This is a genomic window from Paenibacillus sp. 01T424 (assembly GCF_056398745.1).
The window spans coordinates 12,687-26,669 of the sequence record NZ_JBFTPZ010000006.1 but is presented as its reverse complement, the minus strand read 5'-3'; the positions used below and the strand labels follow the sequence as shown (position 1 = coordinate 26,669).

Genomic DNA, 13,983 nt, shown 5'->3' with positions numbered 1-13,983 from the left:
GAGATGGAGCTGGAAAAAGAGCCACCAGATCGCAGGCGCAAACGAAACATTTTAGTTGTATTTTTTATTCTGATGGGACTGTTACTATTTTTTACGCTTCTTAGCAATACGCTGCAGTCGCTGGCATTGCCGAAAGTAAGTACGGAAAAACCAGTCAAGGGCAGCCTTGCCTTGTCGCTCGAAGGCAGCGGTATTTTGCAACCGATCGCCCAAGCCAAATTATCGAACCCTGCTGGTTGGAAAGTCCGAAAGGTCCTCGTGAAAGAAAACGATCGAGTAACGAAGGGGCAAAAGCTCATTCTCTACGACAGCAAATCCGCCGAGCGAGAACTGTTAGATGAGAAAACCAATTTGGACAAGCAGAAAATTGAGCAGCAAAATATGCAAGATCAGTTCATCCAAACAATGATTGAAGGGGATGAGCTGAAAATTCGGAAAGCAAGACGGGATCTTGAAACGATGAAACTTGATCTTAGCACGCAGCAACGTAAAATTGACGATTTGAAAGAGCGGCTAATAAGCCAAAAAGAAATTACAGCTCCTTTTGATGGCATTATTACGCAATTGAATGCTGTCGAAGGGTTAGCACCAACAGGAGAACCTGATGTTGTTATTTCGAACAGCAGTCTTGGTTATCGCTTGGATATAACAGTTGATTCAAGGCTGCTCACAAGCTTCGGGCTATCAAGCGGAGTGAAGATAGAAGTCGAGGTAGATACTGCTCAGAAACAACAGACACATATGCTGGGCGGCATGATTGATGAGGTAGTAAATGCAGAACCCCGTACAAATAGCTCATCTAGTGAAGATACTGGTCAGACCAAAACGGTTTCACAACATATTCTTCGCATAAAAGTCGCAAATTCAGAGCTGAAAGGAGGTGAACAGGCAAAAATTAAACTGGATGCACGCTCGCAGCAAGAGGGATTGCTCATCTCCAATGAGGCTATTCATAAGGATCAAGAAGGCATTTTCATCAATAAGCTTGAAGTGCAAAGGGGAGCATTAGGCAATGCCTATGTTGTCCGTAAGGTCAGAGTTCCTTTCAGCGAAAAAAACGACATAGTAACGATGATTCAAGCGGATAACCTATATGAGGATGAACTGATTATTTTGCAGAGCAGCGAGCCTCTTCAAGACGGAAATCGTGTTCGCCTGCAGTAGTAAAGCAAGTAGAAGAGAAAAGGATAGGAGAAATGTATACCATGAAAAAGATGCTGTTTATTATGGTTTTGATGCTAGTCATGACCGCATGCAGTTCTGGGGGCGGCGAGGAGTTGGAAAGCGCGAATAAGCCCGGAAGCAGTGAGGGGAAAACGGTCGTTACATTGGCAGCGCGACAACCGAGCATATTTTTGCAGACGGCAGAAAAAAAGTTTGAAGATAAGTATCCGGACATCGATATTCAAATTCAAGTCACAGAGGAATATGAAAAATATACAAAAACGACGAACGCAGCGCTCCTTTCAGGGAAAGGACCGGATATTTTTGATATAAGCAGCTTGCCTATAGAAGATTATGTGAGCAAGAAGCTTATTCTAAATATGGATGAGCTTATGGAGAAGGACAAAACGATAAATAAGAGCGACTTGCAAATGAATATTTTGGATCAATTAAAGTCGAATGATGGTATGTATACTATGCCTTTTGGTTTCTCCTTGCGGGCATTCATTGGCGATGGGGACATTCTAGGGAACACGGATATTGACGATAAAAATTGGACGTGGAAAGAGTTCGAGAAGACTGTGAAGGTATTGGGGGAGAATGGGCCGGAACGCCGCTATGCTATGGCAAATGACCCGCCGGAAATGCTCCTGCAAGAAATGCTTATAGATAAATATTCAGAGTTTGTGGATCATGCAGCGAAAGAGGCAAAGTTCGACTCTCCATTATTTATGGAGGCGATGCAACAAATTAAAGGGATGTTTGATAATAAAGTTATGACTGCGGAACATGCTGATATCGGTAAGCAAATGTTCCATTCCATTGTTATTGAATCGCCGGCAGACTTTATTAATGCTCCTCTACTCTATTTCTCAAATCCGAAGCTGCTGCAAAAACCGGAACAAAAAGGCGGAACAAGGATTATTACTTATTCCCGGTTCGCCATTCAAGCCCAATCTCCCGTTAAAGAAGAAGCTTGGAAGTTTATTTCCTTCTTGTTATCTGTGGAAGGACAATCTTTGCAAGATAGAGTAGGGTTTTCATTACTGAAATCTGTGAATGAAAAACAGCTGAATGAGATTCAGCAACAAATTAAAGGTGGAACGTACAAGCTTCCGGACGGGAAAGTGCCGCAGGTAACCGATGAACAATTTAATCAATTTAAGGAACTGATTAGTACAGCGGATAACTATTCAGATGTGGACGGTAAAGTGTTTTCTATTGTAGGAGATGAGGCCAGCTCATTTTTTAGCGAACAAAAGTCTGCTGAAGAAGTTGCGAAGCTGATCCAGAACAAGGTGACCACTTACTTGAACGAGTAGTTAACAATAGAAGTAGCCTAATTAGTTTCCCCGAAGCGAGGACGGGGAAACTTTTTTGTGTTTTTTGAACGTACGGCTAAAGTAATAAATGTCGTTGAAGCCTGTCGCTGTTGCAACCTCAGACACGGTAAGTGGACTGTGACGCAGCAAATAATCGGCTTTGCCGAGCCGAGTCATCGTTATATATTCTGTAACGGTATGACCGCTCAGCTCTTTGAACAATCTGCTAAAGTGGTAACGGCTGAGGTTTGCCATGCTTGCCAGCTGGTCCACCGAAAGCTCATCCTTGTAGCTGTCCTCAATATGCTTGAAGACAGGTGCGAAGCGCTCAATGTTCTTCATACGCTCTGCATATTCGTCTTTGGTGAGCACGGTAGCGACATGACCGCGAAGCAGCAGCGTCAACAGGCGGTAGAGCTCGGACTTTATGGCCAGCTCGTAACCGAACTCGCGCTGTTCGAGCTCATTGATGATGGCATGCATGCAGGATGTTACTTTGCTGTCGTCGCCAATATAATTTTGCAGCAGAAGGCGGTTCTGCGTAATGGGCGTAATGAACTTCGTTTCGGCAGCATCCACCGACTGGCTGTGCAGCAAGGAAATGTCGGCGATGAGCGCATAGTAGTACAAATCTGATGATAGGCTAATTCCGTAGTGAAGCTCATTGCTGTTCACGACGATGAGATCGCCAGCGGATGCTGTTATCGTAGTAGAACCGCACTCTATCGAGGCTTTGCCCGACACAAAATATAAAAATTCAAGATGTTCATGAAAATGATGCGGGAAAATGACCATTCCCTGCTGGTCGAAGGTGTTGTGATGCAGTTTTATCGGAAAATGAGGGTCTGGCATGTCCATAGGCTCACGCAGTTCTTCGAATTTTTCCAACTTGAAAGACCTCCTCAGTAGGATAGCACAATTGTACAAACAAACCGCACAGCTTTACATGGAGTTGCAGGTTGAAACCATTATAATACGAAAGTGTAGACATGCAAAACCTTACTATTAGAATTCATAAGGAGAGATTAGCAATGAAACCGATACAAATCGCGGTTATTGGAACAGGCTCTATCTCATCATCTCATCTAGATTCCTATAAGAAAAATCCTAATGCGAACATTTACGCGGTTTGCGATTTAAATGAAGAGCGCGTAAAAGCCGCAGCTGAGAAATATGGCGCCGAAAAAATTTATACGGATTATCACGAGCTGCTCGCCGATCCAGTTATTGAAGCGGTCAGCATTTGTACGTGGAACAATACGCATGCTGAAATCAGCATTGCGGCTCTTAAAGCTGGCAAGCATGTGCTCGTAGAAAAGCCGCTTTGCCGTACGGTTGAAGATGCGCTTCTTGTGCAAGAGGCTGTAGAGCAATCCGGCAAGCTCCTTCAAGTGGGCTTCGTCCGCAGATACGATACGAGTGCACAATTGATTCGTGCGATGGCTGACAGAGGCGAGTTCGGTGAAATTTATTTTGCCAAAGCATCAACGCTCAGACGCCTTGGAAATCCAGGCGGATGGTTCTCCGACATTGAGCGCTCAGGCGGCGGACCGCTTATTGATATTGGCGTACACGTTATCGATCTTTGCTGGTATTTGATGGGACGTCCGAAGCCGGTATCCGTTAGTGCCAATACGTATCGCAAGCTTGGCAATCGTGCCAATGTAAAAAACTTAAGCTTCTACCAAGCGGCGGATTACGATGCGGAGAAAAATACAGTTGAGGATTTAGCGAATGCACTTATTCGCTTCGAGAATGGCGCATCGCTGCTCGTAGATGTCAGCTTCACGCTGCATGCCAAGTCTAATGAAAACACAGTTAAGCTGTATGGGGAAAAGGGCGGTTTTGAGATCGATCCGGAAACCGTTATTGTAACAGAGCAAAATGACACGATCTTAAACGTATATCCGCAGACGGATCACGCTGGCTTTGATTTTGTTGGCGCTTTTCAAAATGAAATCAACCACTTCGTTGATTGTGTTGCTAACGGAAAACAGCCAATCAGCCCAGTGGCGGATGGCGTGGAAATTATGAAGATATTAGTCGGCATTTATGAATCCGCAGCAAAAGGAGCGGAAGTGCGTCTATGAAATTAGGAATCAGCACATACAGCTTATATAATGCACTGAGAACGGGCGAAATGACGATACAGGATGTTATCGTATATATCGCATCCATTGGCGGAGAGCATGTTGAAATTGTACCGCTTGGCTTTAACCTTACTGAAAATCCGGAACTGATCGAAGTGATTAAGAAGCAAGCGCAGGAAAGCGGTATTGAAATATCGAATTATGCGGTAGGTGCAAACTTCTCCGGATTAAATGAAGAACAATTCGAGCAGGAGCTTGACCGCTTGAAGCGTGAAGTGGATATTGCGGCAGCACTTGGTGTGAAGAAGATGCGTCACGACGTGGCATCATCGCAAAACCTATCCATTTCTAACTTCTTGTTGGAGCTGCCAAAGCTAGCGAAGGCTTGCCAAGCAGTTGCGGATTATGCAGCAACGTTTGGAATTACAACAAGTGTAGAAAATCACGGTTATTTTATACAACATAGCGACCGGGTACAGGCACTCATTGAGGTTGTAGATCGTCCAAACTTCAAGACAACGCTTGATGTCGGGAACTTCCTTTGTGTGGATGAGAATCCTCTTGCTGCTGTTAAAAACAATGTCAGCCTGGCTTCTATGGTCCATATTAAAGATTTCTACTATCGTCCATCTACCGAAAATCCGGGTGAAGGCTGGTTTAAATCCAAAGGCGGCAATTGGCTTCGGGGAGCAATCGTCGGACATGGTGACATCGCAATGCCGCAAGTACTGCGTGCTGTGAAAGAAAGCGGCTATGATGATTATATTTCCATCGAGTTTGAAGGCTTGGAAGATTGCCGTCTTGGAACGAGACTTGGCTTTGAATTCGTAAGACGTGTATGGAACGAAATTTAAACGAAGGAGTGACTCGAAGATGACATCACCTATCATTACGAACAAAATCGGCGTTATCGTGGATAGCTTTCAGGTTGGTGTAAAGGAAGGTTTGCTTAAAGCGAAGCAGGTTGGTGCGGATGGCGTGCAAATGTATGCGGTACATGGCGAGCTGGACCCTGCTAACCTGAACGCAGCTGCAAGAAAAGAATGGAAGTCTTATATTGATGGGCTAGGCCTTGATATTTCCGCTCTAGTTGGCGATTTGGGCGGCCATGGTTTTCAGGACCCGGCAGAAAACCGTGCGAAAATCGATAAATCCAAACGGATTATGGAGCTTGGCATGGAGCTTGGAACAAACATTATTACGACGCATATCGGTATCGTTCCAAGCGACAAAAACAGCCGTGTTTATGAGACGATGCATGCGGCATGTGAAGAGCTAGCTAGATTCGCGAATGATATGAACGCTTATTTTGCGATTGAGACAGGACCTGAGACGTCTGCGCATTTGAAGTCGTTTCTTGATGGTCTTGGCACCAAAGGCGTAGCTGTTAACTTTGACCCTGCCAACATGGTTATGGTTACGGGAGATGATCCTGTTCAAGGCGTTTACACGCTTAAGGATTATATCGTTCATACGCATGCGAAGGACGGCGTGAAGCTGGGAGATGTTGATCCGCGCGACGTTTATGGCGATTATGGCTACGAGGTTGCCCTCGACCATGAGAAAATTGCTGCGATGGCCGAAACAGGTTCTGCGTTCCGCGAAGTGCCGCTTGGTGATGGTACTGTAGACTGGCCGGCATATTTGCGAGCGCTTCAGGAAATTGGCTATACAGGTTATTTGACGATCGAGCGTGAAGTTGGTACGAGCCCAGAAGCGGATATTAGCAAAGCCGTTCAGTTTTTGAAAGCTTTTAAAGGACAGTAAAACAGGCATGGAGCATCCTCAATCGTTTTCTACAGATGAATTATAGGCTGCTAGCAGTCCAGTTGGAAGGCAAACCGTCTGGCTGCACGGTGGCAAATAAGAGGTTAGTCATCAGTTTGAAATGAATGTGTGATGTAGATTTAAGCGAAATCTCATGAAACCGCCCAAAAGAAAGCTCTCATGGTATAATCCATGAGAGCTTTCTTTACTTTTGTAGTTAGCTTTAGGGTGGCAAGGGTGAAGCGAATTCTGTAAAATAATAGAGGACTAGTATTATCGATTGATAACCAGGCAAACCATTCAAACTAGAGGACGTGCAGAAATGACAGTGGAGATTGTTCAAGTATCACATAACGATAAGGATTTACACAGGCTTATTCAGAAGCTGGATGAGGATTTAGCGCAAAGATATACGGCAGAGGAAGTATTTACAGTAGATTTTAGTGATCCTGGAATTGAGCAAATTGTATTTGTGGTTGCGTACGAGCAAGGAGAAGCGGTTGGTTGTGGAGCCATAAAACCGCTGGATGATGAGTATATAGAATTGAAACGATTTTATGTCAGCCCCGAATTTAGAAGGAACGGCATAGCCGCACAAGTTTTGAATGATTTAGAAGCCAGAGCGAAGGATATGAATTATCAATATATCCGTTTGGAAGCAGGGGCTCCTCAGCCAGAAGCGCTTCATTTTTATAAAAAACATCATTATTATGAAATTGATAGATATGGTGAATATATTTCCTGCGATTCAAGCCTTTGCTTTGAAAAGAAGCTTTAAGTACCACCGTTAGCTCGAATGTCGGAACGCTATAATAAAACAAACCAACGACGCAAGGGTGGAAATGGTTCGCACATGATTCCATGGCGTCCAGCTCGCAACATAACGCGTCCATAATTCGGAACCTGCAACACTTGGATCCGCTGAGGCGAGCATATCGTTTAAAGGTACGTTAAATACAATCGTTACTAGCACGGAGCCAATGAGATAGAGAAGGCTGCCGGCAAGCAAATAGGTTGCCGCGGGTTCACCTAATCGGAAAAAAGAGGTGATCGCAAGTAAGATGCTTGCTAACGCTGTCCCAGAAAACAATAGACCAAACAACGGGTTCAGTATAACGAGGTTAATGGACTGCATTGCGGCAATGCTTTGCGCTGCAGGAAGACGCGAGAGAGCGGTCATCATGAACGTCGAAAAGGCAAAAAACAATCCTGCCATCAAACCTGAGCCAAGAGCAGAGAAAAAGGTTAAGACAATGATGGAGCGATCAAACATTTGGAACCCCCCATATACCTGCAGCTGCGGTGTCTCGAGCGTAGTCGGCAAAATCCCGAGGCTCACGGTTTAGAGCGAGCTGAACGCCATCTGTCAGGTGTGAATTGCGTCCATCCAGCACTTTAGTAAATAGCTCAGTCAATAACGCGAGAACGTAATCAGGCATATCCTGCTGCGCAAGCGCAGAGATAAACTGCTCGGAATTTACCTGTACGTAGCGGACATCTCTGCCGCAGGCTCTCGCAATTTCTTCGGTAGCTTCCTTAAAGGTAAGCGCACGCGGGCCAGTCAGCTCATAAAGCTTGCCGATATGGCCATCCTCAGTCAGCGCTGCAACTGCGACATCGGCAATGTCATCCGCGTCGACGAATGGTTCAGCTACGTCCGCGGCAGGGAGTATAACACTTCCGCTGAGTACGGAGTCCAGCAGGAAGCTTTCACTGAAATTTTGACAAAACCAGCTCGCCCGCAAAATCGTCCAGTCAGCGCCAGAGTCGCGCAATGCTTTCTCACTAAGCTGAGCTTCTTCTTCACCTCGGCCGGACAAGAGTACCAAGCGCTTGATTCCTTGTTTCACTGCTAGATCAGCGAAAGCACCGATCGATGCGGCAGCACCGGGAAGCGCTAAGTCGGGGTAGTACGTAATATACACAGACTCTACGCCTTGCAGGGACGCTGCCCATGTTGACGGATATCCCCAATCGAACGAAGGATCACTTGAGCGGGAGCCGATTCGTACGGACAGTCCACGAGCGCTCAATCTGTCTGCTACGCGGCGACCCGTTTTACCGGTGCCTCCAATGATCAAAATAGGTTTGTTTCTCATAAAATCTCTCCTTTGCGTTTTTATTTATATTCAACAAAACAGTTATACTTGTTTGCACAAGCAAATGTTTTCTTAAATAAAGAAGATGTTGTCATTCTTTATTTTCTAGTTGATCACTTACCGCACATAGTTGAAAGGACAGCTCTTCGCTTTCTTTTTCCCCGAGCAATAAGGCGTAACGTTTACGCAAATTCATCCAGCACTCATTAATCGTGTCATTTAATGCTTTGCCTTTCTCGGTGGCGGAAATAAGTGATAAACGCCCATCTACTCGGCTGGTGAGCAGCCCTTTGATAACAAGCTTCTCAATCAGACGGGTCACTGTGGAGGGCTGGAGATGGAGAATCTCGCCTAACTCCTTCTGTGAGATGCCATCCTTCTCATACACAGCCATTAATAAAAAAGCAGCCGTGGGTGACATGCCGCTAACGGCAAATTCATCTTCTGCCATCTTCGTAATAATTCTGCCCAATCGGTTTGCAGTGAAGTACAGGCATTCCTTTAAATACGTATCCAGCATCGTAGTTACCTCATTTTTACATAAAAGTTGTTTGTGCATACAAATATAATATATTTCCATTTTGTTGTAAAGCCTAATTTTTTTATGGCTGCGGCAGCCTAAATATTTCTTTTCAATTCTAGGCTGCCTCAGCATTTTAACTAACAGTTATACGAGCAAATCTGCTCGTCGCTCACTCCGCCAGCGAAGAACAAACAGTAGAATTGCGCCGGCGGCAAGAAGCAAATAAGTTAGCGGCTGCACATACTGCGCGTATAAAATATCGGCAAGTTTACCGATTAGTAATTTTTCCATCCATCCAAACATCAGAAAAGCATAAGGGATTTGGAGTCCGATGATGACCATGTAATTGGTTGCCATGCTTGAGATCCATGCTGCAAACACGGCGGTGATTAGACTGAGCATATATATGGCTGCTACAGTCAGACAAATGTATTGTCCGAATGTGAGATCATACCAAAAGTAACCTATATTAAATATTGAATTGATGCCCGAGTCCAGAAATAATCCTGTTCCCAGCCTGCTATACATGAGGAAGAAGACGCCAAGCTGTACGGTTACGATAAGGAGTGTGGAAATCATCGCTGCAGTAAGCTTTCGCAAGAAAAGCCTTCGTCCGATTCGCGCAGTATATTGCAAATGAATAAGATTGCTTCGTTTATCGTGAAGAAAAATAGGTGAAACCATAAAGAGGATACTTAAACCGATAAGAACGGTCATGTAGATGATTAAACTCATATAATTGCTGAATACAACATCGGTAAATATCGAGTCACCCTCATCGGAAGCAACATGTTTCTCCATTCTATTCTGCTGTTTCGCATCAACCTCGCCATATGCGTTGTAAGGATATTTTTCACTATTTTCATAGCGTTCGATCATGTACCTGCGTGCTTGCAGCTCCCAGAACAGTTCGGTATCCGACTCGAATACAGCATAATTATGGAGCTTGTTCAGTTGCTCATTGTTATAATCACTGTTGTAAAATTGCTCATAGGTAGTGATCCCAGCATCCATGAATTGCTGATCGGTCTTCATGAATTGTTCTGCTTTTTCGATTGTTTCATCGTATTTCTGTCTAAACAGCTCATACTCAGCATTATCCATATGCGTGCCATAATCCTTTTTCATCTCAATGCTGGCTTTATGAATTTCAGTATCGGGATTTCCGTTAGGAAAATGTTGAAAATAAAACTGTATGAATAAAAAATAAAATACAACATTGATCGCTAGAAGCATAATGACCATTCTCAGGCCAAATACCTTCTTTATTTCATGCAGCACGATTGTCATAGGAGCTCCTTTCTAATTAATATTTTGTCGTTTAAATTGATGCAAGCAGAGGAAGCAGCACAGTGTTAACAGCGCCAGCCAAATGCCAGCTGTAATCCATTCGTTATTTGGAAGGCTCATGAAGGCGCCGCTTGCTGTAAACCACGCTTTCGGATTCAATACAAGATGAAACGGAGTAAACCCTGTAAATAAAATAAGCTTTAAATCTCTTGGTACGATGTTGGTAATTAGGAGAAAAGAGCCGAAAAGAATGGCAAATGCTCCAAATACCAAGTAGCTGTTGCGAATAATTGCGGTTAACACAAAGGTAATGGCGGTAAAGATAAGCAGGAGCACAAAGATGAGCGCGATAGCACAGCCTAAATAGGTAATATAAGACATCGAGTGCCATGTTAAATAAGGATAAGGCATGCCGAATTCCCAATTGAAAAAGCTGCTGACCGGCACCTTCCAAAGCCCCTTGTAGCTGAAGGTCAGGAAGTAAGCGGACAAGGATATTCCGGTTAGAGCGGTCGTCACGATTATGCTGGCTGCGAAGGAGGAAAGCAGCTTATCCGTTTGCAGCTTTCTGCCTCGTTTGGTGGAGTAGTGCAGCAGATGTGTACCTTGCTCAAATTCGTAATTGCTTATATACCCGGTCATTAATACAACTAAAATCATCAGCTGCAGCAAAATAGATCCAATGAGCGTTTTGAACAGCATCGAATGTGATTGATAGATTTGACCAATGAAAAATAGATTCTTGTGCTCGCCACTTTCGATAAGCTGCTGTAGTCTCTCAGCAATGTGGTCATACCGCTGTCTCACCAAATCAGCCGCCGAGCCGCTGAATCCATATTTCTTTATCTCGCCCTCGGCGATCTGCTTCATATTGAACCCAGCATAGGTATCATCGATGTCTTGCATCAAATAATAATAATTTTGAATAACTTGCAGCTCATTAAACAAATCAAGCTCATCTCTGCTGTAAAGATTCGGTTGATCGGTCACGTAACGCTTATAATTTTCATATTCAAAAAAATCGCTGGGCATCTCATACGTTTGAGATGTCCGTTTATTCGTCAGCTTGTTCATATCGTCCAGTCGCGACAAATAGTAAGACTTGTAATCCTCCTGCATCGGCTTAGTAATCTCGGAACCGAACTGTGCAACAAGCTCGTTCAATATGCTCATTTCATCCTTTTTATAAGCCTCTTGAGCAATGAGGAATAGATTATAAGCGGTAAACACCAGCAGCAGCGCGATAATGACGGGTGAGAGAAGCGCTTTTCTCAGCTCGCAAACTCGAATTTTCCAGCTCATACCGGTTGTTCCGCAGCAGCTTCATCCTGGTATATGTAGATGAATACATCCTCAAGGCTTGGCGCTGATGGGTTCCAATCAGGCTTAGGATGTCCGGTGCCTATAAACCTAAATTTCATCCGACCTGATTCCTGCTTCTCAGAAAGCGACAGATACGAATGTCGAAATGCATCCGCAGCATCGAAATCAACCGTAGTTTCATACACCATACCGTCGATGAGGCTGCAAATATTCGCAATGGAATCCTTATGCAGCACACGTTTGTCCTTGATCAAAATAATTTCATTCGCAATCGATTCAACATCCGACACGATATGTGTAGACAATATAACGATTCGATTACGCGCTAGGCTGGTCAACATATTGCGAAAACGGGCTCGTTCCTTCGGGTCCAAACCCGCTGTAGGCTCGTCCAGAATAAGAATTCGCGGATCATTCAGCAGCGCTTGTGCAATGCCAACACGCTGGATCATGCCTCCGGAAAACTTTTTCATCTTTTTATCGATCACATCTTCAAGCGCAACGAGCTTCAGCAGCTCCACGATTTTGGACTTCGCAGCAGTGGTCTCGATGCCCTTTAAAGCCGCAATATACAGAAGATATTTCCGCGGACTATAATTTTTGTAATAGCCGAAATGCTGGGGAAGATAGCCGAGCTGCTCGCGATAGCGTTCATCCAGCCTTATAATATTTTCACCGTTGTACAATATTTCACCCTCACTGGGGTACAGCAGTGTGACTAACATTTTAATCAACGTCGTTTTTCCTGCTCCGTTCGGAGCGAGCAGTCCGTAAACGCCGTTGTTGAATTCAAGATTAATTTGCTCCAGCGCGCTGAAGTTACCGAAGTGTTTGGACACATTTTGTACGGTTAGCATGTCAGACAGCTCCTTCCGAGCTTTGGAATGTCGTTAGCTTCTTAAGATTTTTTAAGGATATGGCGCATCCAAAGATGGCGACTGCAATATAAATCGAAATGGGAATGGCGGATATGAAATGTAGATAAAACTCTTTGTTTAGCTGCAGGAGAGTCAGATTCAAAATAAACCAGCCTGCAATGAGCACATATTTCATCATGTCCGAATGTACGCTGACCATGATGTACAAGAAAGCTGCAGAGAAAAGAAAAAGTGAAGCGGCTGACAGCGATATTGCGAATAAAACGTTTAGTTGGCTGTAAATGATGGCTGCCGCGACAATTAAAACCGCATTAACGACCATGCAGGCGAGGCTGAATACGAGCATCCTCAGTGAGGCAAGCTGGTACACATTATACTTGCAGGTCATTTCTGTCTCATAGGTATCGCTGTATTTTCGGCGGACAAAAAATAGGAGAGCGATGACGAGATACAAAACGGGAGATCCGATGAAAATGGCTGAATATAGGTCTTCACTCAGTACTCTTGTACGTTCAAATGCGGTGAGCGCGAACCAGATGATAAGAGCGAACCCGGCAGTTATCGCAAAGACGATTTCTGTCCAGTCATGGAACAGATGCCTGAAGCCGAGACGACGATACATCGTTCGTAAATAGTGATAGAACGTTTGCTTTGGAACAAGGCCAGCTGCAACAATGCTGCGGATATGCTGTTCTATCTCAAGTTCATCCGGCAGTTCGACTTGCTGAAATTTTTGCTCATTCATTGCTGTCGCCTCCAAGCTTTTTTTTTAGCCTTCTGATCATGGCGTAGTATTTGGTCTTCGCTGTTGATTCTGGAATATTGAGCAGCGGCGCAATGTCAGAGAATGTGTACTCAGCAAAAAACTTCAAGCGGAAAATATGCTGTGAGGCAGCATCCATTTGATTTACCTGGAGCATAATCGTTTCAATCTGCTCTCTCTTTTCTATTTCCAATGTAAAATCGCCGTCATCTGGCATTTCCTCCTCTATCGGAGCGGTATGACGGGCATAGCTGTAATATTTGGAGCGATAGTAGTCGACAATTCGGTTTGTGGCAAGCTTGTACAGCCAAGTACGGAAGGAACCGCGTGTTCCGTCAAATTTTCCAATCGACTGCAGCATATGAATGAAAATGTCCTGTGTAAGATCCATGGACAGCTGTTTGTTCGTAGTTTGCCTGTATGCGTAGCTGTACATTTCCTTGTAGTACCGGGAAACGAGTGCATTCGCTGCCGTTTCACTGGATTGTCGCTGAACTTGCTTGATCCATGCTGCTTCTGTGTCCATATCGCTCTCTCTTTCCCGCATAGTAAATTGCCGCTTGCTTGTATATTCGAAGTCCGGTCAGAAATAGTTTGCATGTGTTAAAAAAATACTTTTTCTTGGTGAATTGCACACATACGAAAAACCGCCAGCGAAGCGCTGGTGGTTGAAGGTATTCGAGGAGGTATGGAGCAATGCAGCAACACAGCAGCATAATCTCCATTGCCTCTCTTTTGCAGTTGTATAGGATGATATAAATAAA

General features: G+C 44.4%; 15 protein-coding genes. 6 read left to right on the top strand and 9 right to left on the bottom strand.

Features of this window, described 5'->3' with window-relative positions; genetic code table 11:
* Positions 1–3 precede the first annotated feature (3 nt).
* Entirely contained in the window at positions 4–1,164 is a 1,161-nt protein-coding gene (locus AC1DPK_RS07395; RefSeq protein ID WP_477509851.1) for an efflux RND transporter periplasmic adaptor subunit, read from the top strand.
* Positions 1,165–1,205: 41 nt separating this feature from the next.
* Positions 1,206–2,486 (top strand): ABC transporter substrate-binding protein, encoded by a 1,281-nt coding sequence (locus AC1DPK_RS07390; protein ID WP_477509850.1) that lies wholly within the window; start codon positions 1,206–1,208, stop codon positions 2,484–2,486.
* Positions 2,487–2,507: 21 nt separating this feature from the next.
* On the opposite strand, the gene AC1DPK_RS07385 is transcribed toward AC1DPK_RS07390, so the two are convergent.
* A complete protein-coding gene (locus AC1DPK_RS07385) occupies positions 2,508–3,374 on the bottom strand; it encodes an AraC family transcriptional regulator (protein WP_441880739.1) in 867 nt (288 codons plus the stop codon).
* A gap of 143 nt (positions 3,375–3,517) precedes the next feature.
* On the opposite strand from AC1DPK_RS07385, the gene AC1DPK_RS07380 reads away from it, so the two are divergent.
* The 4 genes from AC1DPK_RS07380 (at position 3,518) to AC1DPK_RS07365 (ending at position 7,121) form a co-directional block, all read left to right on the top strand.
* Positions 3,518–4,576, top strand: a complete 1,059-nt coding sequence (locus AC1DPK_RS07380; RefSeq protein WP_076267279.1) for a Gfo/Idh/MocA family protein — start codon at positions 3,518–3,520, stop codon at positions 4,574–4,576.
* Positions 4,573–5,430 (top strand): sugar phosphate isomerase/epimerase family protein, encoded by an 858-nt coding sequence (locus AC1DPK_RS07375; RefSeq protein WP_477509849.1) that lies wholly within the window; start codon positions 4,573–4,575, stop codon positions 5,428–5,430. Before AC1DPK_RS07380 ends, AC1DPK_RS07375 begins: the two co-directional genes overlap by 4 nt.
* A gap of 19 nt (positions 5,431–5,449) precedes the next feature.
* Entirely contained in the window at positions 5,450–6,343 is an 894-nt protein-coding gene (locus AC1DPK_RS07370) for a sugar phosphate isomerase/epimerase family protein (RefSeq protein ID WP_441958153.1), read from the top strand.
* A gap of 322 nt (positions 6,344–6,665) precedes the next feature.
* Complete coding sequence (locus AC1DPK_RS07365) at positions 6,666–7,121, top strand: GNAT family N-acetyltransferase (RefSeq protein WP_477509848.1); 456 nt, start codon at positions 6,666–6,668, stop codon at positions 7,119–7,121.
* A 9-nt stretch (positions 7,122–7,130) separates the two neighbouring features.
* Here the strand turns inward: AC1DPK_RS07365 and AC1DPK_RS07360 are convergent, their stop codons facing one another.
* The 8 genes from AC1DPK_RS07360 to AC1DPK_RS07325 form a co-directional block, all read right to left on the bottom strand.
* Complete coding sequence (locus AC1DPK_RS07360; RefSeq protein ID WP_477509847.1) at positions 7,131–7,616, bottom strand: anthrone oxygenase family protein; 486 nt, start codon at positions 7,614–7,616, stop codon at positions 7,131–7,133.
* Entirely contained in the window at positions 7,609–8,442 is an 834-nt protein-coding gene (locus tag AC1DPK_RS07355) for an NmrA family NAD(P)-binding protein (RefSeq protein ID WP_477509846.1), read from the bottom strand. The genes AC1DPK_RS07360 and AC1DPK_RS07355 overlap by 8 nt, the downstream gene beginning before the upstream one ends.
* A gap of 91 nt (positions 8,443–8,533) precedes the next feature.
* Positions 8,534–8,962, bottom strand: a complete 429-nt coding sequence (locus AC1DPK_RS07350; RefSeq protein ID WP_076267273.1) for a MarR family winged helix-turn-helix transcriptional regulator — start codon at positions 8,960–8,962, stop codon at positions 8,534–8,536.
* A gap of 147 nt (positions 8,963–9,109) precedes the next feature.
* On the bottom strand, positions 9,110–10,255 hold the full coding sequence (locus AC1DPK_RS07345) for a hypothetical protein (RefSeq protein ID WP_477509845.1): 1,146 nt from the start codon (positions 10,253–10,255) through the stop codon (positions 9,110–9,112).
* 12 nt (positions 10,256–10,267) lie between these two features.
* A complete protein-coding gene (locus tag AC1DPK_RS07340) occupies positions 10,268–11,557 on the bottom strand; it encodes a hypothetical protein (protein WP_441880734.1) in 1,290 nt (429 codons plus the stop codon).
* Entirely contained in the window at positions 11,554–12,435 is an 882-nt protein-coding gene (locus AC1DPK_RS07335) for an ABC transporter ATP-binding protein (RefSeq protein WP_441880733.1), read from the bottom strand. Before AC1DPK_RS07335 ends, AC1DPK_RS07340 begins: the two co-directional genes overlap by 4 nt.
* A 1-nt stretch (position 12,436) precedes the next feature.
* Positions 12,437–13,201 carry a hypothetical protein gene (locus AC1DPK_RS07330; protein WP_441880732.1) on the bottom strand — a complete coding sequence of 255 codons (765 nt, stop codon included), beginning with the start codon at positions 13,199–13,201 and terminating at the stop codon, positions 12,437–12,439.
* Positions 13,194–13,745 (bottom strand): RNA polymerase sigma factor, encoded by a 552-nt coding sequence (locus AC1DPK_RS07325; RefSeq protein ID WP_477509844.1) that lies wholly within the window; start codon positions 13,743–13,745, stop codon positions 13,194–13,196. Before AC1DPK_RS07325 ends, AC1DPK_RS07330 begins: the two co-directional genes overlap by 8 nt.
* Positions 13,746–13,983: the final 238 nt, after the last annotated feature.

Excerpts from the sequence above, each read along its gene's own strand:
- AC1DPK_RS07395 (WP_477509851.1), top strand. The coding sequence starts at position 4 with ATGGAGCTGGAAAAAGAGCCACCAGATCGCAGGCGCAAACGAAACATT.
- AC1DPK_RS07390 (WP_477509850.1), top strand. The coding sequence starts at position 1,206 with ATGAAAAAGATGCTGTTTATTATGGTTTTGATGCTAGTCATGACCGCA.
- AC1DPK_RS07380 (WP_076267279.1), top strand. The coding sequence starts at position 3,518 with ATGAAACCGATACAAATCGCGGTTATTGGAACAGGCTCTATCTCATCA.
- AC1DPK_RS07375 (WP_477509849.1), top strand. The coding sequence starts at position 4,573 with ATGAAATTAGGAATCAGCACATACAGCTTATATAATGCACTGAGAACG.
- AC1DPK_RS07370 (WP_441958153.1), top strand. The coding sequence starts at position 5,450 with ATGACATCACCTATCATTACGAACAAAATCGGCGTTATCGTGGATAGC.
- AC1DPK_RS07365 (WP_477509848.1), top strand. The coding sequence starts at position 6,666 with ATGACAGTGGAGATTGTTCAAGTATCACATAACGATAAGGATTTACAC.
- AC1DPK_RS07360 (WP_477509847.1), bottom strand. The coding sequence starts at position 7,616 with ATGTTTGATCGCTCCATCATTGTCTTAACCTTTTTCTCTGCTCTTGGC.
- AC1DPK_RS07355 (WP_477509846.1), bottom strand. The coding sequence starts at position 8,442 with ATGAGAAACAAACCTATTTTGATCATTGGAGGCACCGGTAAAACGGGT.
- AC1DPK_RS07350 (WP_076267273.1), bottom strand. The coding sequence starts at position 8,962 with ATGCTGGATACGTATTTAAAGGAATGCCTGTACTTCACTGCAAACCGA.
- AC1DPK_RS07345 (WP_477509845.1), bottom strand. The coding sequence starts at position 10,255 with ATGACAATCGTGCTGCATGAAATAAAGAAGGTATTTGGCCTGAGAATG.
- AC1DPK_RS07340 (WP_441880734.1), bottom strand. The coding sequence starts at position 11,557 with ATGAGCTGGAAAATTCGAGTTTGCGAGCTGAGAAAAGCGCTTCTCTCA.
- AC1DPK_RS07335 (WP_441880733.1), bottom strand. The coding sequence starts at position 12,435 with ATGCTAACCGTACAAAATGTGTCCAAACACTTCGGTAACTTCAGCGCG.
- AC1DPK_RS07330 (WP_441880732.1), bottom strand. The coding sequence starts at position 13,201 with ATGAATGAGCAAAAATTTCAGCAAGTCGAACTGCCGGATGAACTTGAG.
- AC1DPK_RS07325 (WP_477509844.1), bottom strand. The coding sequence starts at position 13,745 with ATGGACACAGAAGCAGCATGGATCAAGCAAGTTCAGCGACAATCCAGT.